The organism is Kitasatospora sp. MBT66, assembly GCF_000710405.2.
Taxonomy (GTDB): Bacteria; Actinomycetota; Actinomycetes; order Streptomycetales; family Streptomycetaceae; genus Kitasatospora; species Kitasatospora purpeofusca.
Map to the genome: position 1 here is coordinate 48,223 of NZ_JAIY01000015.1, position 21,011 is coordinate 69,233.

A 21,011-nucleotide genomic window follows, 5' to 3' on the forward strand; every position below is an offset into this window, starting at 1 on the left:
CCCTTTGCGGTTCTACTGTGTTGCCATGACCGATGACCGCAGGTGGTTGCACAGTCCGGACCCGCAGACCGATGTCGTGATCGATGCCAAGGGCCTGCGGGCCCTGGCCCATCCGGTGCGGGTGCAGCTGATCGGGCTGCTCCGGAAGAACGGCCCGTCCACCGCCACCAAGCTGGCCGAGCAGTTGGGGCTGAACTCGGGAGCGACCAGCTACCACCTCCGCCAGCTCGCGGCGTCCGGATTCGTCGCCGAGGACACCGAGCGCGGCAATGCCCGGGACCGCTGGTGGAAGGCGGTCCACCAGACCAGCTGGTGGACGGACAGCGGGGACGATCCGGAGGCGGCGCTCGGCTATCTGCGGTCGATCGTCACGGCCCACACCCTCACGGCACAGACGGCGCTCAACGCCTACGAGACGATGACGCCCGAGTGGCGACAGGCGATGGACCTCAGTGACATGGTGCTCCAACTGACCCCGGAGGAGGCCCGGACCCTGGCCCGAGAAATGTCGGAGGTGGTCGCCCGCTACCGCCGCATCGACCCGGGGGGTCCCACCCCCGAGGGCACGGACCGGGTGGCCGTGATCGTCCAGGTGCTTCCCGAGCCGCAGGCCGCTGACGACGACGTGCCGGAGGACCGGTCATGAGCGCCGACGCCACGGTTCCGGCCCAGGTGCCGCCGCCCGGGGCGACGGCCGCGGCCACCAAGGGTCCGGCCACCAAGGGTCCGGCCAGCGGGCCGCGCAGCTTCCGGCCTCTGGTCGGGGTGCTGACGGCGATGGCCGTCTCGCTCACCGGCACCCGGGTCTCGGCGATCGCCCTGCCATGGTTCGTGCTGGCCACGACCGGCAGTGCCACCATGACCGGAGTCGTCGCGTTCGTCGAGCTGACGCCCTATGTGCTCGTCAAGGCCTTCGCCGGCCCGGTGGTCGACCGGATCGGTCCGCGTGTCGTCTCCTGGACGACGGACGCGGTGAGCGCCGTTGCGGCGGGCCTGGTCCCGCTGCTGCACGCGCTCGGCCTACTGCCGTTCTGGCTCCTGCTGGTCATGGTCGCCATGATCGGCGCCGCCCGCGGCCCGGGGGACCTGGCCAAGGAGGTCATGGTCGCCGAGGCGGCCGATCTGGGCCGGATTCCGATGGAGCGGGCCACCGGTCTTTCCGGGGTGACGGAGCGGCTTGCCACCACGATCGGTCCGGCGGTCGGCGGCGGGCTGATCGCCCTGCTCGGCCCGATGGCCGGTCTGACGGTCAATGCGGTCGCCTTCGCGCTCGGCTCGCTCGTGATCGCCGTCGCGCTTCCCCGGGGGATGGGCCGCTCGGCCGCGGTGCCGGGGGCGTCCGGACCGGCGACCGTGCCGACGGGAGGCGGGGCCGACGCCGCCGACGGGGACCGGCCGGTCGGCTACTGGCGGATGTTCCGGGAGGGATTCGCGTTCCTGCGGGGCGAGCCTCTGCTGCTGACCGTCATCGTGACGGTCGCGGTGACCAACCTCCTGGACGCGGCGTTCCTCAGTGTGCTGGTGCCCGTCTGGGCCCGGGAATCGGGCGGCGGCCCGGCTGCGATCGGTCTGACCGGGAGCGCCTGGGGGATCGCGGCGGTGGCCGGCAGCCTGATCGCGGCGGCGGTCGCCCATCGCCTGCCGCGCCGGACGGTGTTCTTCGTCGGCTTCCTGCTCGTCGGCGCCCCACGCTTCCTCGTCCTCGCGGTGGACGTGCCGATGGGACTGGTGGTCGCGGTCTTCGCGGTCAGCGGCTTCGGCGGTGGCTTCCTCAATCCGATCCTCGGTGCCGTCCAGCTCGAACGGGTGCCCCGCCACCTGCTGGGCCGGGTCAATGCGCTGGGCGACTCGCTCGCCTGGGCGGGAATCCCGGTGGGCGGCCTGCTCGCGGGCGCGGCCGTGTCCATGGTCGGACTCATACCGGTGCTGCTCGCGTGCGGCGGTCTGTACATCGCCACCACCGCCCTGTCCGGACTACGGCCCGAGTGGCGGGAGATGGACCGCAAGCGTGGTCGCGCCCCGGCGGCGGCCCCGGACGCGAGCAGCACCCCGGAGCAGAAGGTGCCGGGCCCGACGGCCCCGGCAGCCGGCTGACCTCGGCGGGGCCGGGCGGCCGCGGCGGCAGCCACCTGCCCGCCGGACACCCGCACGGCGGCCGGACGCCCCCGCGCGGCGGCCGGGGCGCCCGCCGGACGCGGTGACGGATGCGATGACGGACTCGGGGCTACGAAGTCCGGGGGCGAGCGGCGGGAAGTGGTGAGGTCGTCCAGCGGAGCAGAAGGACGGAGGCGAGGGCGGCGAGGGCGCACCAGGTGGAGACGAAGGCGAGTTGCCAGAGGAGGGCACAGACCAGGGCGCCGATTCCGGTCAGCAGACCGAGACGACGGAGGAGGCGGTCACCGCTGAGGAGGAGCGAGCCCACGGTGGCGAGGAGGTAGCCGGTGAGAAGGAGGGCGGGGTACGGGGCGCCGAGGCGGTAGTCGAGCGTGTGGGCATGGGCGGTGGCGCCGACGGGATGGGTGGCGACGGTGTGGGCCAAGGGCACGGCGACGAGGAGGCCGAGGATCACGAACCCGGTCAGCAGTCGCTGACGTGGGCGGTCGACCCTGGCGGCGCAGCGGACGCCGATCGGGACCAGGAGCGGGAGCAGGGGTAGAGCGATCACCGCCCAGGCTGTGCGGGCCCAGGCGGCCGGCGCGGGCGAGAGGTCACCGTCGGTGCCCGACCAGACCGCGGCCTCGATCAGCTGGTGCACCCCGAGGACGAGCGGGAGAGCGGCGAGCGGCAGGCGTTCGGGTCGGCCGGCGCGGTGGGCGCGCACGAGGCAGAGCACGCCGACGGCCGTCACGGCACTGCCGACGACGAGGTCCGCCTGGGCACTCCAGCACATGGGGTCTCCGGTGGTCGGCGATGGGTCGGTCGGTCAACGGGTCCGGGGTCGGGCGATCAGCCCGTGTCCGTGGGGCCGCCGGTGCCGGTGCCGGGGGTGTCCTCCTCGGCGGAGGTCCGGGGTGGGCGGTTGGTCGGGCCGGTCGGGCCGGGCGGCGGACCGCTGTCGGTGCTGTCGGTGTCGCCACTGCCACCAGCGCCGCCACTGTCACCAGCGCCGGTACCACCGGTGCCGCCGGAAATGCCGGTGGTGCCCGGAAGGGCGGGGTGGCGGCCGATCACCACGACGCCGATCACGACGGCGATCAGACCGATCACCTCCCACGCCAGTGCACCCGGGGTGACCCGGAGGCGGTCGCCGAGGAAGCCGACCGCGCAGACGATGCCGGAGATCGGCTGCGCGGCGGTCAGCGCGGGGAGGGACATCCGCAGCGGCGCGGCCTCGAACGCGCTCTGGACCAGCAGTAGGCCGACCACGCCGGCCGCGACGACGGCATACGGTTGCCAGCTGCGCAGGACGGCGTCCAGCCCCTGGTGGTCGAGCCGCTGGGTGGTGGTCCGGGTGAGCGCGTCCTGGAGCCCGTAGAGCAGGCCCGCGGCCAGCGCGAGCAGGGTCGCCTCCTCGAACAGCGGCAGCCGGCGGGCGAACGAGACCAGCAGCAGGGTCAGCCCGACCACCGTCCCGATCACCAGCCAGTGCCGCAGTTCGCTCGCCGGGGGGCCGCCGCCGGTGGGGCGGCCGGCCACGATGAACACCGTCACGCCCAGTGCCAGCAGCACCACCCCCGCCCAGCCGGAGCGTCCTAGCGTCTGGCGGGTCAGCACCCTGGCGAGTGCCATCGCGAAGATGAGGTTGGTCGCGAGGAGGGGTTCGACCAGCGACACCTCGCCCTGGTTGAGGGCGAGCGCGGAGAGGATCAACCCGATGACCATGAATCCGGTGCCGAGCAGCCACTCCGGCATCCGTAGCAGGTCCAGCAGCAGCCGCCAGTGCAGCAGGTCGGCACGCGGGGCCCGCTGTGCCGCGTGCTGCTGGAGGACGAATCCGAGGCCCAGGAAGCAGGCGGCACTCAATGCCAGGAGGAAGACCGCCACGGAGGGACCGCCCGATGGTTGCCGACCGATGGTTGCCGACCGCGCCGCACCGCCGGGCTCCGGTGCCTCGGGCGGGGTGCGCCCAGGGGGTTTCGGTGTTCCGGAGCAGGGCTTTCGCGGGTTCGGCGCGCTGTGGCCAGCCTACCGCCGGGGTGCGGCGCCGACCCCCGGTAACGGCCCGGGCGTGGCGCCGGGCGCCGCCGTCCCGGTCGGCTTGCCGCTGCCGTGCCGACGGGCGCACGCTGGTGTGAGCGGCCGCCACGGGAGCACTGCCCGGACCGGCCCGAGCGGGCGCGACGGGCGCCGGCGCCAGGAGGTGTGGCATGCACAACCAGTGGGATGTGGAGCTGAGCTTCGAGGAGGACGGTGTCCACACCGGATGCCAGGCGAGGCTGATGGGCGCCCGGGCGCCGGGTCTCACGGCGCACGGGGAGGCGACGAAGAGCGCGGAAGACCGCCCGCTCGCCAGGATCGGCGAGGAGGTCGCGGCCTCCCGGGCCCTGGAGGCGCTGTCGCGCAAGCTACGGGCTCAGGCGACCGGAGAGATCGACGACGAAGGGCACCGGCCCGGGTACCTGATCTACTGAGCCGGTACTGAGCCGGTAGTCGGGTCCGCTGGCCCGGCCGGGTGAACGGCCGGGCCAGGCTGCTGTCACAGGCTCAGCAGCAGATCCCGGACCGCAGCAGGCCGGGACAGGAACGGGTGGTGGCCGGCGTCGAGTTCGACGATGCGGCCGGCCCGGCGGGCGAAGTCGCGTTGCCGCCCGGGCGGGGTACCGCCGTCCTGGGCGCAGACGAGGTAGGTCGTGGGCACCTGCTGCCAGGCGGCCGCGCCGACCGGCTGCGCGGTCACGCGCACGCTCTGCCGGGCGAGGTGGTGCCCCGCCTGCTCCTGGTCCTCGGGGACGCAGTCCTGGAGGAAGGTGTCCACGAGCAGCTCGGGCCGGACGCCGAAGGTACCGCTGTCGGCATCGACGTCCAGGAAGGGGGCGGGGCCGCCGTCCCCGAAGTCCGACAGGCTCTGCCCGACCTCGGGCAGGTAGCTGGAGACCAGCAGCAGATGGCGTACGGATCCGATCCCCGCGGCGGCCTCCGCGGTGACGATTCCGCCGTAGCTGTGGGCGACCACGACGGTCGGCTCGTCGTCGGCCCGCAGCACCCGTCGTACGGCCGCCACATCCTCGGGCAGCCCCGGCCCGTCGGCGCCGGCGGGTTGTCCCGCCTCGCCGCAGCTCGGCAGCTCCGGGGCCGCGCTCGGCACCCCGCGTTCCCGCAGCAGTTCGGCGGTTCGGCGCCACCACCACGACCCGTCCCGGACGCACGCCCCGTGCACGAACACGACCCTCATCGCCACCTCCGTGTCGATCTCGACGGCTTCCGCCGACCATGCTCGCTCCCTTCGCCGGCGGTGGCCACAGCCACCGGCCCGGCGGAGCTCCGACGGACGTGGTTGCCGGGACCCTCGCGGGACACCTCCTGGCACAACTTCTGGACACCTCGGGGCGCGCGGGCGGGAGACGAGGTGCGGACGATTCGCCCACCCTCGCCCAGCCGCACCGACACCGACCGCCCGTGCCGAGTGGGGTGGCGGTGCGGTGCGGTGCGGTGCGTGGCAGGACCGGGCGAGGCAGGGCGGTGGAGGGTATTGGGCCGGGGTGGGTGGGGGTAGGGATGGGGTTCTGGGCGTATTGAGGACTCCGGGGAAGGGGCGATGAGGTGGAGCCGTCGCAGACGCCGACGCAGCTGATCCGACTGCTGCGCGGGCTGACGTCCGAACTCGACCTGTTCGGTGCCGAGTTCGCCGCGCGGAACGGTTTGCATCCGACGGATCTGCGGGGGCTCATCCATCTGCTGGACGCCGATCGGGCCGGGGCTGTGGTGACTCCGGGTCGGCTCGGAGCGGCGTTGGGGTTGAACTCGGCCGGGACGACGGGGCTGGTCGACCGGCTGGCTCGCTCGGGGCTGATTCGGCGGGAGCGGGACGAGGAGGACCGCCGCAAGGTCCGGTTGGTGGTGGAGGAGCGTGCGGTCGAGCTCGGCGAGGCCTTCTTCGGCGGTCTGGTCGCCGACCTGATGGCCGCGATGGGCGCCTTCGGGGAGGTGGAACTCGCCGTGGCGCGAAGGTTCCTGGTGGCGATGACCGGGGTGGTGGCCGCGGCCCGGGCGGATTAGGGCGGGCGTCTATGCCGGGCCGAGTGTCCAGGCGACCAGGGACAGGGTGGCCATCGACAGGAGGGTCGAGGCGAGGACGGTGTCGCGTGCGAAGACGGCGCCGTGGTTGTACTCGCGGGCGTAGGTGAACACGTTCTGGGCCGTGGGCAGGGCCGAGAACAGGACCACCGTGAGCAGTTGGTGGGGCGGCAGGTCGAGCACCAGGGCGCCGACCGCCCAGGCCGTCAGCGGTTGGACGAGGTTCTTGATCGCGACCGCCGTCCCGACCTCCAGGTAGCGGGAGGCGCCGGTGACCGCGGGCGGGTGGCAGATCGACAGGCCGAGTGCCACCAGCGCGGTCGGTACTGCGGCGCCGCCCAGCAGTTCGCAGGAACGATTCAGCTCGGCCGGCGGCCGCCAGCCGGTTGCCGAGAGCACGGCGCCGAAGCCCACCGCCAGCAGGATCGGATTGCGCAGCGGCAGGGTGAGCGCCGCCCGCAGGCCCGCCCGGCCGGAGTCCAGCACGGTCAGCACCGCCGGGGTGACCACCAGGATCTGGAACAGCACCACCGGGCCGACGAAGGAGGCGTCGCCGAGCACCTGCACGGCCACCGGGATGCCGAGGTTGGCCGAGTTGACGTACCCGGCGGCCATCCCGCCGAGCGTCCGCTCCGGCAGCGCCCGGCCGAACAGCCGGTACGAGGCGTACAGTCCGAGCCCGCCCGCCACCAGGGTGCTCGCGGTGAACGCCAGCATGGAGGGGTTGGCGAACCGGTCCAGCGGTGTACGGGCGATCATCAGGAACAGCGCGGCGGGCATGGCCGCGTGGAAGACGAACCGGTTCAGCACCTGCTCGGCCTGGTCGCCGAGCAGTCTGCTGCGGCCGAGGACGTACCCGACGCCGGTCAGGGCCCAGATCGGGGCGAAACCGGACAGCAACGGGTGCAGGCTGGGCATGGCTTCCTCGGCGCGGTCGTCGGAGTGATCGTCAGGGCGGTCGTCGGCATGCCGGTCGGGCGGACGGCCGTGGACCGGCCGCCCGGGGTGGGTAGGACCTCGGAAGTCAATCAGCCGCCCTGACGCCGTCGGTGGGCAGGCCCCCGCGCGGCCGGGCGGGGCGGGTGCCTACGATGGGCGGCGTGGACTACCTGAGCCTGGCCGAGGTCGAGCAGATCGCCCGGAACGCGCACGCGGGGCAGACCGACAAGAACGGCCACCCGTACGCCGAACACCTGGTGGCGGTCGCCCACGGGGTGGCGGCGCGGGGCGGCAGCCCCGAGCAGATCGCGGCCGGCTGGCTGCACGACGCCGTCGAGGACGACGCGCTGACCCGCGAGTGGCTGGCCGACGCGGCGCTGAGCGACGCCACCAAGGCCATCGTGGACGCGCTCACCAAGCGCCCCGGCGAGCCGCTGGAGGAGTACACCGCACGTATCCTCGCCACGCCGGGCGCCCTCGTCGTCAAGCGGGCCGACCTCGCGCACAACTCCGACCCGGCCCGGCTGGCGAGCCTCGACCCGGCGACCGCCGCGCGGCTGGCCGCCAAGTACCGCCGCACCCGTGAACTGCTGGGCCTGGCGGCGGAGTCCGACTGACGCCGGTCGGCACCAGGTCGGCACCACGTCCGGCCCGCGCCGGGGTCAGCCTCCGTCCGGCCCGTGGGCGCAGGGCGCGTGGGTGTCGCGTACGGGGACGAAGCGTCCGAACAGGTCCCCCGTCCCCGCGCAGTGCTCGGCGAGGAGCGTGCGGAAGCGGTCGAGCAGGGCCGCGTTCCGGGCGTCCGCCGCGAGGTTGACCATCTCGCCGGGATCCTCGGCGAGGTCGAAGAGCTGCTCGCGGTGGTCGCCCCAGGCGTAGCAGACGTACTTGTGCCGCTCGTCCCGGACCGTCCGGCCGAGGGCGTCCTCGAACCCCGGCAGTTCCCAGCCGGTCTCCACCACCACGGTCTCCCGGGGCTCCGGCGCGAGCACGCTGCGCCCGGGCAGGCCGGGCCGCAGCTGCGGCTGCGGATCCGGCCGATGTCCGGCCGAAGGCGAAGGAGCCGGACCGGCGGGCCCCACCCGGTCGGTCGGGCCATCGGGACCGGTCGGGCCCGCGAGGTCGGGCGGCAGCGGGACTCCGGTGAGGTCGCAGAGCGTGGGCAGGAGGTCCTCGCCGACCGAGACCAGCCGGTCGCTCACCTCGCCGGCCGCGATACCGGGGCCGCTGAGCAGGAACGAGGAACGGCACCCGCACCACTTCCTCGAACAGCGCCCACTTCTCGTTCCAGCCGTGGGCGCCCGCGCCGTCACCGTGGTCGGAGGTGAACACCACGACGGTCTCCCGGCCGCTCCACCGGCGGTGCTCCCGTACGGCGGCCAGCACGGTGCCGAGCTGCTGGTCCGCCCGCTCGACCAGTGCGTAGTACGCGTGCCGGTAGCGCCGCCAGTCGTCCTCGCGCCACTCGGCGGTGGGGTGGGTGTGCGGTCGGGCCCGCTGGGCGAGCCGGGGGAGTCCGGCCTCGTACGGCGCGCGCGGGTGGTTGGCGGGCAGCGGCGGGCACAACGCGGCGGGCGGCGGCGCGGGGAGCGGGCCGGTGGACGGGTCGTGGCCGCGGGCCCAGGCGGAGATGCCGTGCGGCTCGGGGAGTGGGAGCAGCAGCAGGAACGGCCGCGAGCGCGGTCGGGTGAGGAAGCCGGCGACGCTTCGGGTGAACCCGGCGTCGTCGCCGTTGGTGCCGTCGGCGTCGGTCGGGTGGAGGCGGCGGAAGCTTCGGCCGTCGGGCGCCTCCTGCTCGGGCAGCTGCCACGAGCCGGTGTACACGCAGTCGTAGCCGGCCTCGGCGAACACCCGGCCCAGCGGCGGTTCCGCAGCGGCCCCGCCCGCAGCGGCCCCACCGGCTCCAGCGGCCCGAGCAGCCCCCGTGGCGCTGGGCAGTCGCCCGGTGAGCAGTCCGGTCCGGGACGGCGCGCAGAGCGGCCGGCCGCAGTACGCGCGGCGGTAGCGGGTTCCGGTGGCGGCCAGCGCGTCCATGTGCGGGGTGGCGAGGTAGGGGTTCCCGGCGGCGCCCATCGCGTCGGCCGTCTGCTGGCCGGTCAGGACCACCAGGACATTGGGGCGTTGTGCGGTCACGTCGGGCCGTCCGTTTCGAGCCGTTCGTACGGTGGTGGCGGGTCCGTCCGGCCCGGCCGGTGCGCGCGAACATCCCGGGGCCGACCGCGGTCCAGCACGGTGCGGCGGCACGGTGCGGCACGGTCCACTCGGGGCGCACGGACACCGGTGGTTCCTATCACACCAATAAATACTCGGGGGAACGGCCCGGGGGAGGGGCACCGCCCCGGCTCAGCGCGTGATGAACGTGGCCCCGTCGGCGAGCCGGACGGCGGCCGCGGTCGCGCCGGCCAGTTCGGTGGCGTCGGCCGGGATCGTCACCAGCTGCGGCAGCACCGGCACCCGGCCCTGGAGGCGGGACTCGATCGCCGGCAGCATCCCGCCGCCGCTCTCCCGGAGCAGCCGTCCGCCCAGGGCCACGAGTTCGGGGCCGAGAACGCTGATGGTCCGCGCCACCAGCAGGGCCAGGTCGTCGGTGAACTCGTCCACCAGGCGCACCGCCGCCGGCACGCCCGCCCGGGCCAGCCGGAACAGTTCGGCGACCCGCTCGGTCGACGTCCCGGCCACGGCCAGTCCGGCCTCGGTGATCCGCAGGTCGACGGCCCGGTCACCGATCCGCGCCTGGGTGTCGCCGGTGCGCCCCGCCGGACGCTCCAGGGCCCGGCAGTCGGTCATCAGGTGGCCGAGGGCGCCGGCCGAGCCCAGCCGCCCCCGGTGCAGCCGGCCGCCGAGCACCAGGCCGGCGCCGACCTCGATCCCGACCGTCACGGCGACGAGGTCGCTGACGCCCGCGCCCGCCTCGCTGTGCTGGACGGCCAGCGCGACCAGGTCGACATTGCTCTCGACCGCCACCGGTACGCCCAGCCGCTCCTGGAGCGGGGCGCGCAGCCGCAGCCCGGGCCAGTCCAGTACCGGGGCGAACTCCACCAGCCCGGTGCCGCGGTCCCGGACCGCCCCGGGCACCCCGACCACCAGGGCACGGGGCGGGCCCGCGTGGCGCGCGGCCCAGCCGTGCAGGCCGTCCACAAGGGCCAGCAGCGGTCCGGTGAGTTCCTCGGCGGACGGTTCGCGGGTGCGGTCGGGGCCCAGCGCCGGCGGCCACTGCCGCTCGGCCTCGTGCAGCACCGTGCCGTGCAGGTCCGTGACCACGCCGACGACGCGGCGCGGTCGCAGTGCCACGGCCAGTACGGTCTGCGCCCCGGCGTTGTAGCGGATCAGCTGTGGCGGCCGACCGCCGCTGGACGGCGCGCGTTCGGGCTCGACGACCACCAGTCCGGCCGTGCGCAGCGCCTCGACCAGCCGGTGCACGGTCGCGGTGGACAGTCCGCTCTCGGTCGCCAGCCGTTGCCGGGAGAGTGAGCCGTTGCGGCGAAGCACCTCCAGCAGCACGGTCTGGTTGACCTGCGCCACGGTCCGGGTGGTGGCGGTCGCCGGGCGCGGGGGCTTGGGCACCGGGTGCTCCTCGAACGGGGCGGGGCGGGGCCGGGCACGGCCCGAACGGCGGCGGGACTTCGTCTCGGCCCGAATATATCCGCTGGGCACGACACGGCGGGCGGAGACGAGAGCGGCGGGAGCGGGAGAACGGGGGAACGGGGGAACGGCGGGAGCAGGAAGAAAGGGGAGAGCGGGAAAAGAGTGGAGCGGGAACGGCCGAAGGCCCGGCCGCGCGGATCGCGCGCGGCCGGGCCTCGGTCACCCCGGTGGTCCCTGTCCGACCCCGGGGTGAGGGGGGACAGTTGGTCCGGATGCCGTGCCGTGGAGGATTCCTCGGGTCGGCTTAGTACCAGTGGTGGTTCTGCCAGAAGGTCCAGGCGGCGTTCGGGCTGCCGTAGCGGCTGTTCATGTAGTCCAGCGCCCAGCGGATCTGGGTGGTGGCGTTGGTCTTCCAGTCCGAGCCGTGGGTGGCCATCTTGGAACCCGGCAGCGCCTGCGCCAGGCCGTACGCACCCGAGCTCGGGTTGGTCGCGGTCACGTTCCAGCTGGACTCGTGGGAGATGATCTGGCTGAACGAGGAGAGCTGGTTCGCCGGCACGATCTGCGCGGCGATGGCCTGCGGGGAGGCGGTCGCGGCGGACGCGGTGGCCGGCATGACACCGGCGCCGATGGCGGTCAGACCGGCGGCACCGGCGAGAAGAGCAGCCGAGGTACGCATACGAAGCTTGAAAGTGGGCATGAAGAACAAGACCTCAATCAGGTTGGGCCGGTGCTCGCCCCGCCCGGACCGTGGCCGGACAGGGGCCGTAACGGTCGCGGGGCGCGCATCGGCAGTAGTTCGTGAAGAGCCGTACTCCGGTGGGACAGGTACCGGGTACGGCTGGCGACGAGAGCCATTGTTGGCAGACGGGATCGGCCATCGCCAAGACCCCTCCGCTACGACGCCGCGTCGTAGCGATCTCGCGCGCCGTCGATTCGAAGGCCGCTCGCGGGCGCTTCTGACCTGCGCCGATCCCGCGTCCGCACCGCACCGGCCGTGAGCACTACCGGCCGTCGTGCCGACGGATTCCTTGTGAGCGCACTCACCGTTTGAACGCCGCCCCCGTCACCCAGGGCCGTGCCGTCGGCACGCCACGTCGCCGTTGATCTGAGACCGGGACCACAGGGCCACGGTTCGAAGCCTGCGTTCCTCGAAGCCCGCCGCCTTCGGAGCCCGTCCTCCTCGGAGCCCGCCGCCTTCGGAGCCCGTCCTCCTCGGAGCCCGCCGCCTCCGGAGCCCGGCCTCCGTCCTCAGACGACGAGGTCGCCCAGGCGGCGGTGGCGGGTGGTGCGGGCGGCGAGGCGCTCGGAGGTGGGGGTGGCCGTGAGGGTCGCGAGGGCGGTGGAGACGGCGTGGCCGAGGCGGGCGCAGAAGGCGGCGGGCTCGTCGGCGGCGTCGGGAAGTTCGGGGATCACGGTGTCGACCAGGCCGACGGCGGCGAGGTCGTGGGCGCCGATGCCCTGGGCGCGGGCCAGCTCGGGGGCGTGCGAGCCGTCCCGGTGGACGATCGCGGAGGCGCCCTCCGGGGGGAGCGGGGCGAGCCAGGCGTTTCCCGCGGCGAGGACGCGGTCGGCGGGGAGGAGGGCGAGCGCGCCGCCGCCGGAGCCCTGGCCGAGCAGGACGGCGAGAACGGGCGTGCGCAGGGAGAGGAGGGTGGTGAGGCAGTGGGCGATCTCCACGGCCACGCCGTCCAGCTCCGCCTGGACGGAGAGTTCGGCGCCCGCCGTGTCGACGACGGTGACGAGGGGGAGGCCGAGCTGTTCGGCGAACCGGGCGGTGCGGCGGACGGAGCGCAGGTCGGCGGCGGTGAAGGGGCGTTCCTGGGCGCCGGCCCGGCGCTGCTGGCCGACGACCACGGCGGGTTGGCCGTCCAGCACGGCGAGGGCCCGGACCAGGGCTCCGTCGCGGCCGCCCGGGGAGTCGAGGAGGACGAGTTCCTCGGTGGTGCGGCGCAGCAGTTCGCGGGTGCCGGGGCGGTCGGGGTGCCGGGTGCGGAGGACGGCCTCCCAGGCGTCGGGCCGTTCGGCGGGGGTCGGGGGGACGGGAGCCGGAGGAACGGAGGAAGGAGAAGGGGAGGGCAGGGCGCGGCGGGTGAGTACGGACAGCGAGCGGCGCAGTACCTCGCGCAGTTCCTCGGGCGCGACCACCGCGTCCACCAGGCCGCGTTCGGCGAGCGTCTCGGCGCGCTGCACGTCGGGCGGCAGCTGGACGCCCCGCAGTTCCTCGTACACGCGCGGGCCGAGGAAGCCCAGGCGGGCCCCCGGCTCGGCGAACACCAGGTGCCCGAGGGTGCCCCAGGAGGCGAAAACCCCGCCCATGGTGGGGTTGCGCAGATAGGTGAGGTACGGCAGTCCGGCCGCCCGGTGGGCCTGGACGGCCGCGGTGATCCGCAGCATGCACAGGAACGCCGCCGACCCCTCCTGCATCCGGGTGCCGCCGGAGACCGGGAGGGCGATCAGCGGGAGCCGGGCGGCGGTGGCCTGTTCGACGGCCCGGGTGATCCGTTCGGCCGTGGCCACGCCGATCGACCCGCCGAGGAAGCCGAACTCGGAGGCGATCAGGGCCGCTTGTCCCCCGCCGATCCGGCCGATGCCGGTGACGACCGCCTCGTCGATGCCGGTCCGCTCCCGGGCGCGGGTCAGACTCGCCCGGTACTCGGCGTCGCGAGGCTCGGTGGTCACCGGATCGTCCCAGCTCACGAAGGAGCCGGGGTCGACCAGCAGTCCGATCAGCTGATGTGCCGTGAGGGACATGCTCATCTGCTCCACCCCATCGTCCGGTCCGAGTCCGTGCCGAGTCCGTGCCGAGGAAGATCACCATAGGGGGCGGGGGGAGCGCGGTGGGGGATTGGGCGCCGGGTGTGAGGAGGTCGACAGCCCGGGGGAGGCCGGGGGACGGGCCTCCCCCGGACGGGGGAGGGGGATCGGGCCCGCGCACGATCCCGGGGGGACCGGCGGGGGCGGAGGGTGGGGACATGACCACGACGGACATGACCACCAGCGCGACGGCCCCGAGTGCGACGGCCCCGAGTGCGACGACCCCGGGCGCGACGGCCCCGAGTACGGCGACCCCGGGTGCGGCGAACCCGACCACCGAACGGCCCGTCCCCGTCTGGGCGCTGCGCACCGCACGGGCGCTGCCCCTGCTCGCCCTGCCGGTGTGCCTGTGGCGGCTGCCGTTCGGGTTCGGGTTCCAGATGGGGATGGACATGCCGCGCGAGGACCTCCCGCTCTGGGTGACGGTGCCCTACGTCCTCACGCTGAGCCTGCTCTCCGAGGCCTTCGCGCTGCTCTGCGCCGGGCTGGTCCGGCCGTGGGGCGAGCGGGCGCCCGCCTGGCTCGTGGTTGCCGCCGGGACGGTGGCGGGCGGCGCGTTCACGGCGTTGACCGTGCAGTGGGTCCTCACCACCTTCGAGCTCGCGGGTTTCCACGAGGTCGGGTTCGTCAACGGCTGGTGGCGGGCGCTGGCCACGGTGGTGAGCGGGCTGTTCGTGCTCTGGGGGCCGCTGATCCTCGCGCTGACGTACGCGTACCACCGGCGGCGGCGCGCCTGACGGTTCCCCGACGGTTCCCCGACGGCCGGCCGCCGGCCGGACGGTCAGCGGGCGACGGCGAGTGGTTCGACCCGGGCCCGGGCCTCGTCGTAGCGCAGGGCGACCAGCCGGGCGAGCGCCTCGTGGGTGCCGAGCGGGGCGCTCGCCCAGCGGGCGCCGGTGGCGGCGGCGCGGTCGGCGAAGAAGCCGGGCGCGAGCAGATGGGTGGCGACGGCGACGTGGCGGTGGCCGGCGGTGTGCAGGGCGGCGACCGCCTCCTGCGGGGTCGGGCGGGCGGCGGACAGGTAGGCGGGGATGACCGGGTTGCCCTCGCCGAGGCGTTCGGCGAGCAGCTCGGCCGTCCGCGCGGTGTCGGCGTTGGCGGCCGGGTCGGAGGAGCCGGCGGCCGCGAGGACCACCGGCCCCGCGCCGGCCGGGCGACCGGCCGCGGCGAGGCGTTCGGCGAGCGCGGCGGCCAGCAGCGGGTGGGGGCCGAGCGCCCGGGCGAGCGGAAGGCGGGTCAGTCCGGCGGCGGCGAGCGCGCCGGGCAGGTCCACCCGCAGGTGGTAGCCGCCGCCGAGCAGCAGCGGGACCAGCACGGCGGCCCGCCCGTCGAGGGCGGCCAGTGCCTCCGGGAGGGAGGGCCGGGCGAGGTCCAGGAAGCAGCAGCGGACGTCGAGGCCCGGGCGCAGCGTCCGGACCCGGCACAGCAGCGCCCGGTTCGCGGCGACTCCGGCGGCGGAGCGGCTGCCGTGCGCGACCGCGAGCAGGACCGGCCGGCTCCCGTCCGAGGGAGGACGCACCCCTGCAAGCCCCGCCCCCATCAGGCCGCCGCCAGCCGGTAGCCGCGCTTGGGCACGGTGCGGATCAGCTTCCCGTGCGGCCCGAGTGCCGCCCGCAGCCGCCCGACCGCCGCCTCGACGGCGTGCTCGTCGGCGGCCGCGTCCGGCCAGGCCGTGCGCAGCAGGTCGGCGCGGCTGAGCACATGCCCGGGGCGTTCGGCGAGCGCGCGCAGCACGGCGGCGCCGCGCGGGCTGAGCAGCCGGCTCTCCCCGTCGACCAGGGCGGCGTTCCCCTGGAGGGTCAACCGGGTGCTCCCCAGGTCGAGTTCGCGGCGGCCCCGGCTCGGCAGGGTCTCCGCGAGCAGCCGGACCAGCGAGCCGAGCCGGCCGCGCTCGGGGAATTCCACGGGCAGGCCGAGGTCGGCGAACGGCCGGGCGCAGAGCGCGCCGACGCAGACCGGCAGGACGTCACCGCGCAGCGCGTCCAGCAGCGCGTCGCGCAGGCCGTCGGCGGCGGCCGTCTCGACGAACGCGCTGACCGCGGGGGCGCTGGTGAAGGCGAGGGCGTGGACCTGGCGGCGGACGGTCTGTTCGACCAGCCGCCGCACCGGGGCCGGGTCGTCCGGCGGGGCCCAGCGGTAGACCGGGACGGAGATCACCTCCGCGCCGCGTTCGCGCAGCGCGGCCGCGAAGTCGTCGAGCCGCACACCGTGTTCCTGGACGGCGATCCGCCGGCCGGCCAGCGGGCGGGCGAGCAGCCAGGTCAGCAGTTCGTCGGTGGCCTCGGAGCCGGGGGAGAAGCCCTCGCCGAGGCCGCTGGCCCGGACGGCACCGGTGGCCTTGGGGCCCCGGGTGAGGACGACGGCCCGCCGGCACGCGTCGGCGAGGGCGGCACCCCGGCCCCAGCCCTCGGCGGCGCTCATCCAGCCGCGCCAGCCGACGCCGGTGGTGGCGACCACGTAGTCGAGCGGCCCGGTCAGGCAGGACTCGGTGGCCCGGCGTAGTGCGAGGTCGTCGGCGAGCGGCATGATCCGCAGCACCGGCGCCTCGACGACCTGGGCGCCGCGCCGGGTGAGCAGCGCGGTCAGCTCGTCGCGGCGGCGGGCGGCGGTCACCCCGATCGTGAAGCCGGTGAGGGGCCCGGTCCGCGGGGTGGGGCGCGGTCCGGTGAGGGTGGTTGTTGCCATGGCCGAAAGGGTGCGGGCCGCTCGTTACGGGCTGATTGCCCGTCCGTCTCCCCGGAGTTAGCGAAGCGGCCGCTCCCGTTACGGGGGATGTCCGAAGCCGCACGTCGGGCGGTGTCGGGTGTGAGGCAGGCGTACCGCGGGCGCAACACGGCGGACCCGGCGGCGAAACGACCACCGGCGAAATTTCTCGGCACGACCCCGGGGCACCGGTGAGCGGGACCACCGAACCCGAACCCGAACCCGAACCCGAACCCGAACCCGAACCCGAACCCGAACCCGAACCCGAACCCGAACCCGAACCGGCCCCCGCCCCCCGACCCCGCCTCTGCCTCCACACCCCACAACCAGCCCGCCCCCAGCCCCCGCACCACCCGAGGAGTCACGCATGACGTCCCACCCGGCCGAGCCGCCCGAGCCGCCGCTGGACCTCGTCCTGGTCGGCCACGGCATGGTCGGCCAGCGCTTCCTGGAGGCCTGGACCGAGCAGCCCGGCGCCCGGCGCCGGCGGGTCACCGTGCTCGCCGAGGAGCCCCGCCCCGCCTACGACCGCGTCCACCTCAGCTCCCTCTTCGACGGCCGCACGCCCGAGGACCTCACGCTCTGCCCGCCCGGCTTCCTCGCCGAGCACGGCATCGAGCTGCGCCTCGGCGACCCGGTGACCGCCGTCGACCGCGCCGCCCGCACCGTCACCACCCGCTCCGGCGCCCGACTGCGCTACGACGACCTGGTGCTGGCCACCGGTTCGGCCCCGTTCGTGCCGCCCGTGCCCGGCCGGGACGCCGCCGGCTGCCACGTCTACCGCACCGTCGAGGACCTCGACGCGATCCGCGCCGACGCGACGAGGGCCGTGGTGGCGGGCGGCGGCACCGGCATCGTGGTCGGCGGCGGCCTGCTCGGACTGGAGGCGGCCGGCGCGCTGCGGGCGACGGGACTCACCACCCACGTGGTCGAGTTCGCCCCCCGCCTGATGGCCGTCCAGGTCGACGAGGGCGGCGGCCGACTGCTCCGGCGCAGGATCGAGGAGCTCGGTGTCACCGTCCACACCGCCGCCGCCGCGAGCGGGGTCGCCACCGGCCCGGACGGCGCGGTGCGCGGCCTGCTCCTCTCCGACGGCCGCGAACTCGCCGCCGACCTGGTGGTGTTCTCCGCCGGCGTCCGCCCCCGCGACCGGCTTGCCCGGGACTGCGGCCTGGCGGTCGGCCCGCGCGGCGGCATCGTGGTCGACGAGCACTGCCGCACCGAGGACCCGGCCGTCCTCGCCATCGGCGAGTGCGCCCAGGCCGCCGACGGCCGGGTCTACGGACTGGTCGCCCCCGGCTACCAGATGGCCGAGACGGCCGCCCGCGCACTCGCCGGCCGGCCCGGCCCCGGCTTCACCGGCGCCGACACCTCGACCAGGCTCAAACTGCTCGGCGTCGACGTCGCCAGTTTCGGCGACCCGCACGGCACCGCCGAGGGCGCGCTCGACGTGCTCTACAGCGACGGCCGGCTGGGCGTCTACCGCAAGCTGGTGATCGGCGCCGACGGGGCCCTGCGCGGCGGCGTCCTGGTCGGCGACACCGACGCCTACGGCACCCTGCGCGCGCTGGCGACGGCCGGCCGCCCGCTCACCGTCCCGCCCGAACAACTGGTGCTGCCCGCCGGGTCCGCCGCCGCCGGCCCGATCGCGCTGCCCGACGACGCGGTGCTCTGCTCCTGCCACAACGTCACCCAGGGCGCCGTGCGCGCCGCCGTCCACGAGCAGGGCTGCGACAGCGTCGCCGCCGTCAGGAAGTGCACCCGGGCCGGCACCGGCTGCGGCAGCTGCCTCAAGCAGCTCACCACCGTCGTCACCGAGGAACTCGCCGCCACCGGGGCCGAGGTGGGGACCGGCCTGTGCGAGCACTTTCCGCAGAGCCGCGCCGAGTTGTACGAGATCGTCCTGGTCACCGGCATCACCACGTTCTCCGCGCTGGTCGACCGGCACGGCACCGGCGAGGGCTGCGACATCTGCAAGCCGACCGTCGCCTCGATCCTGGCCAGCCTCTCCAACGGCCACATCCTGGACGGCGAACAGGCCGCCCTCCAGGACTCCAACGACCACTTCCTCGCCAACCTCCAGCGCAACGGCTCCTATTCGGTGGTGCCCCGGGTGCCCGGCGGCGAGATCACCCCGGACGGCCTGATCGCAATCGGCGAGGTGGCCCGCGACTTCGGCCTCTACACCAAGATCACCGGCGGCCAGCGGATCGACCTGTTCGGCGCCGGGGTCGACCAGCTCCCCGCCATCTGGGCCAGGTTGGTGGAGGCCGGCTTCGAGTCCGGCCACGCCTACGGCAAGGCGCTGCGCACCGTGAAGTCCTGCGTCGGCGAGACCTGGTGCCGCTACGGCGTCCAGGACTCGGTCGGCCTGGCCATCGAACTGGAGCTGCGCTACCGGGGGTTGCGCTCCCCGCACAAGCTCAAGTCGGCGGTCTCCGGCTGCGCCCGCGAGTGCGCCGAGGCGCGGAGCAAGGACTTCGGCATCATCGCCACCTCCGCCGGCTGGAACCTCTACGTCGGCGGCAACGGCGGCACCACGCCCCGGCACGCCGACCTGCTCGCCGCCGACCTGGACCGCGAGACGCTGATCCGCACCGTCGACCGCTACCTGATGTTCTACATCCGCACCGCCGACCGGCTGGAGCGCACCTCGGTCTGGCTGGAGCGGCTCGACGGCGGCCTCGACCACCTGCGCGCGGTCGTCCTCGACGACGTGCTCGGCATCGCCGCCGAACTCGACGCCCTGATGGCCCGCCACATCGATTCCTACCAGGACGAGTGGGCCGCTACGCTGGCCGACCCGGACCGGCTCCGCCGCTTCGCCTCCTTCGTCAACGCTCCCGGCACCCCCGACCCGGCCGTCACCTTCGTCCCCGAACGCGGCCAGATCCGCCCCGCCCGCCCCGACGAGGACGGCCACGTCCTCCCCGCCCCCGCCCCGGTCCTCGTGGCCGGACCCCGACTGGAGGTGCTCGCCAAGTGACCGTGGAGATCCACGACGGCACCCGCTGGCAGCCCGTCTGCAGCCTCGACGACCTGCAACCCGGCCGCGGCGTCGCCGTCCTGCTGCCCCCCGCCGACACCCAGGTGGCCCTGTTCCTCGACCGCTCCGGCGCGCTGTACGCCGTCGACAACCGCGACCCGTTCAGCGGCGCGCACGTGCTCTCCCGCGGTCTGCTCGGCAGCCGCTCGGGCCGGCCGACGCTCGCCTCGCCGATGTACAAGCAGACCTTCGACCTCACCGACGGCCGCTGCCTGGACGAGGACACCGCCCCCGACGGCACCCCCGCGGTGCTCCGCCGGTGGCCGGTCCGCGCCGCGGCGACCGACTGCGCCGCGGCGACCGACTCCCCGAACCCTCGGAACTCCCGGAAGGAGGAGCGGGCATGACCACCGCCCTCGGCACCCGACCGGCCCGGCGGACGGCCGGCGCCCCCACCCTCACCCACTGGGACCCGGAGGACCGCGAGTTCTGGGAGCGCACCGGTGCCCGTACGGCCCGCCGCAACCTGATCCTGTCCGTCCTCTCCGAGCACATAGGCTTCTCGGTCTGGAGCCTGTGGTCCGTCCTGGTGCTCTTCCTCGGCCCGCAGTACCACATCGACCCGGCCGGCAAGTTCACCCTGACCGCGCTCCCCACCGCGCTCGGCGGACTGCTCCGACTGCCCTACACCTACGCCGTGGCGAGGTTCGGCGGCCGCACCTGGACGGTGGTCAGCGCACTGCTGCTGCTGGTCCCGACCGGCCTGGCGGCGCTCGTCCTCACCCCCGGCGTCTCCTACGGCACCCTGCTCGCGGTGGCCTGCGTCGCCGGTGTCGGCGGCGGCAACTTCGCCTCCTCGATGGCCAACATCAACTCCTTCTACCCGCACCGCCTCAAGGGCTGGGCCCTCGGCGTCAACGCCGGCGGCGGCAACCTCGGCGTCCCCGCCGTGCAGCTGCTCGGCCTGCTGGTGCTCGCCACCGCCGGCGCCGCCCACCCCCGGCTGCTGCCGCTGATCTACCTGCCGCTGATCCTGGCCGCCGCCGCGCTCGCCTGGCGCCGGATGGACAACCTGCCGACCCCGCCCCGGGAACCCGGCGCCCCCGCCGACCGCTCGCTGCGCGAGGTCGCCCGCGACCCCTACGGCTGGGCCGTCTCCACCCTGTACATCGGCACCTTCGGCTCGTTCATCGGCTTCGGGTTCGCCTTCGGCCAGGTGCTCCAGGTGCAGTTCCACGACCGCTTCGACACCCCGGTCAAGGCCGCCGCGCTCACCTTCCTGGGCCCGCTGCTCGGCTCCCTGCTGCGTCCCGTCGGCGGCAGGCTCGCCGACCGCTGGGGCGGCCCCTGGGTCACCCTGGTCACCTTCGTCGCGATGGGCGCCGGCACCGCCGTCGTCCTGGCCGCCTCCCGGGCCGGCTCGCTGCCGCTCTTCCTCTCCGGCTTCATCGCGCTGTTCGTGCTCAGCGGCATCGGCAACGGCTCGACGTACAAGATGATCCCCGCCCACTACGAGGGCCGGGCCCGCCTGGCCGTCGCCGACGGCGCCGACCCGGCCGCCACCGAGGCCACCGCCCGCCGCCGCACCGCCGCGCTGATCGGCCTGGCCGGCGCGATCGGCGCCTTCGGCGGGGTGCTGGTCAACCTGGCCTTCCGGCAGTCCTTCCTCAGCACCGGTACCGGCGACGACGCCTACCTGGCCTTCCTGGTCGCCTACCTGTGCTGCTCCGCCCTCACCTGGGCCGTCTGGCTCCGCCCGGGCGCCCGGCGCTGAGCGGGACGCCGTCGGCCCCGGGCACGGACACCG

19 protein-coding genes and 1 pseudogene are annotated in these 21,011 nt (G+C 74.9%); 9 read left to right on the forward strand and 11 right to left on the reverse strand.

The window, feature by feature from the left end; translation table 11 throughout:
* The first annotated feature begins 25 nt into the window (after positions 1-25).
* Together BI06_RS35385 and BI06_RS35390 are read left to right on the forward strand one after the other, a co-directional pair.
* Positions 26-646, forward strand: coding sequence for a helix-turn-helix domain-containing protein (locus tag BI06_RS35385; RefSeq protein ID WP_030397857.1), 621 nt, complete (start codon positions 26-28; stop codon positions 644-646).
* Positions 643-2,094 (forward strand): MFS transporter, encoded by a 1,452-nt coding sequence (locus BI06_RS35390; RefSeq protein ID WP_082558918.1) that lies wholly within the window; start codon positions 643-645, stop codon positions 2,092-2,094. Before BI06_RS35385 ends, BI06_RS35390 begins: the two co-directional genes overlap by 4 nt.
* Positions 2,095-2,224: 130 nt before the next feature.
* Here BI06_RS35390 and BI06_RS35395 read toward each other — a convergent pair whose 3' ends face one another.
* Entirely contained in the window at positions 2,225-2,890 is a 666-nt protein-coding gene (locus tag BI06_RS35395; protein ID WP_030397855.1) for a DUF6629 family protein, read from the reverse strand.
* A gap of 56 nt (positions 2,891-2,946) precedes the next feature.
* Complete coding sequence (locus tag BI06_RS35400) at positions 2,947-3,984, reverse strand: DMT family transporter (RefSeq protein WP_199523406.1); 1,038 nt, start codon at positions 3,982-3,984, stop codon at positions 2,947-2,949.
* Between the two features lie 323 nt (positions 3,985-4,307).
* Between BI06_RS35400 and BI06_RS35405 the strand changes: the two genes are divergently transcribed.
* Entirely contained in the window at positions 4,308-4,571 is a 264-nt protein-coding gene (locus BI06_RS35405) for a dsRBD fold-containing protein (RefSeq protein WP_030397853.1), read from the forward strand.
* Between the two features lie 65 nt (positions 4,572-4,636).
* Here BI06_RS35405 and BI06_RS35410 read toward each other — a convergent pair whose 3' ends face one another.
* Positions 4,637-5,332, reverse strand: a complete 696-nt coding sequence (locus tag BI06_RS35410) for an alpha/beta fold hydrolase (RefSeq protein WP_030397852.1) — start codon at positions 5,330-5,332, stop codon at positions 4,637-4,639.
* A gap of 368 nt (positions 5,333-5,700) precedes the next feature.
* On the opposite strand from BI06_RS35410, the gene BI06_RS35415 reads away from it, so the two are divergent.
* Entirely contained in the window at positions 5,701-6,156 is a 456-nt protein-coding gene (locus tag BI06_RS35415; RefSeq protein WP_030397851.1) for a MarR family transcriptional regulator, read from the forward strand.
* Between the two features lie 9 nt (positions 6,157-6,165).
* Here the strand turns inward: BI06_RS35415 and BI06_RS35420 are convergent, their stop codons facing one another.
* Positions 6,166-7,092: an AEC family transporter gene (locus BI06_RS35420; protein WP_043475230.1), complete on the reverse strand. Its 927-nt coding sequence runs from the start codon at positions 7,090-7,092 to the stop codon at positions 6,166-6,168.
* 173 nt (positions 7,093-7,265) lie between these two features.
* Between BI06_RS35420 and BI06_RS35425 the strand changes: the two genes are divergently transcribed.
* Entirely contained in the window at positions 7,266-7,730 is a 465-nt protein-coding gene (locus tag BI06_RS35425) for an HD domain-containing protein (protein ID WP_043475232.1), read from the forward strand.
* A gap of 45 nt (positions 7,731-7,775) precedes the next feature.
* Here BI06_RS35425 and BI06_RS35430 read toward each other — a convergent pair whose 3' ends face one another.
* The 5 genes and pseudogenes from BI06_RS35430 to BI06_RS35445 all read right to left on the reverse strand — a co-directional run bounded on the left by BI06_RS35430 (position 7,776) and on the right by BI06_RS35445 (position 13,458).
* Positions 7,776-8,315, reverse strand: a complete 540-nt coding sequence (locus BI06_RS35430) for a hypothetical protein (protein ID WP_051742625.1) — start codon at positions 8,313-8,315, stop codon at positions 7,776-7,778.
* A 46-nt stretch (positions 8,316-8,361) separates the two neighbouring features.
* A pseudogene (locus BI06_RS55670) lies at positions 8,362-9,447 on the reverse strand (sulfatase); the annotation flags it as partial.
* A 9-nt stretch (positions 9,448-9,456) separates the two neighbouring features.
* Positions 9,457-10,677 (reverse strand): ROK family transcriptional regulator, encoded by a 1,221-nt coding sequence (locus BI06_RS35435; RefSeq protein WP_043475235.1) that lies wholly within the window; start codon positions 10,675-10,677, stop codon positions 9,457-9,459.
* Between the two features lie 325 nt (positions 10,678-11,002).
* Positions 11,003-11,398 (reverse strand): transglycosylase SLT domain-containing protein, encoded by a 396-nt coding sequence (locus tag BI06_RS35440; protein ID WP_030396348.1) that lies wholly within the window; start codon positions 11,396-11,398, stop codon positions 11,003-11,005.
* Between the two features lie 551 nt (positions 11,399-11,949).
* The gene (locus BI06_RS35445; RefSeq protein ID WP_043475383.1) at positions 11,950-13,458 is read right to left on the reverse strand and encodes a carboxyl transferase domain-containing protein; all 1,509 of its coding nucleotides are present in this window, start codon (positions 13,456-13,458) and stop codon (positions 11,950-11,952) included.
* 215 nt (positions 13,459-13,673) lie between these two features.
* Between BI06_RS35445 and BI06_RS35450 the strand changes: the two genes are divergently transcribed.
* Entirely contained in the window at positions 13,674-14,252 is a 579-nt protein-coding gene (locus BI06_RS35450; protein WP_233290418.1) for a hypothetical protein, read from the forward strand.
* Positions 14,253-14,296: 44 nt separating this feature from the next.
* Here BI06_RS35450 and BI06_RS35455 read toward each other — a convergent pair whose 3' ends face one another.
* The gene (locus BI06_RS35455) at positions 14,297-15,034 is read right to left on the reverse strand and encodes a sirohydrochlorin chelatase (protein ID WP_369826317.1); all 738 of its coding nucleotides are present in this window, start codon (positions 15,032-15,034) and stop codon (positions 14,297-14,299) included.
* A gap of 20 nt (positions 15,035-15,054) precedes the next feature.
* Positions 15,055-16,200, reverse strand: coding sequence for a uroporphyrinogen-III synthase (locus tag BI06_RS35460; protein WP_030396344.1), 1,146 nt, complete (start codon positions 16,198-16,200; stop codon positions 15,055-15,057).
* A gap of 385 nt (positions 16,201-16,585) precedes the next feature.
* Between BI06_RS35460 and nirB the strand changes: the two genes are divergently transcribed.
* The 3 genes from nirB to BI06_RS35475 are packed head-to-tail and all read left to right on the forward strand — an operon-like array spanning position 16,586 to position 20,978.
* Positions 16,586-19,204 carry a nitrite reductase large subunit NirB gene (nirB, locus tag BI06_RS35465; protein ID WP_043475243.1) on the forward strand — a complete coding sequence of 873 codons (2,619 nt, stop codon included), beginning with the start codon at positions 16,586-16,588 and terminating at the stop codon, positions 19,202-19,204.
* Positions 19,201-19,611, forward strand: coding sequence for a nitrite reductase small subunit NirD (nirD, locus tag BI06_RS35470; protein ID WP_051742626.1), 411 nt, complete (start codon positions 19,201-19,203; stop codon positions 19,609-19,611). The genes nirB and nirD overlap by 4 nt, the downstream gene beginning before the upstream one ends.
* Positions 19,608-20,978 carry a nitrate/nitrite transporter gene (locus BI06_RS35475; protein ID WP_030396341.1) on the forward strand — a complete coding sequence of 457 codons (1,371 nt, stop codon included), beginning with the start codon at positions 19,608-19,610 and terminating at the stop codon, positions 20,976-20,978. Before nirD ends, BI06_RS35475 begins: the two co-directional genes overlap by 4 nt.
* Positions 20,979-21,011: the final 33 nt, after the last annotated feature.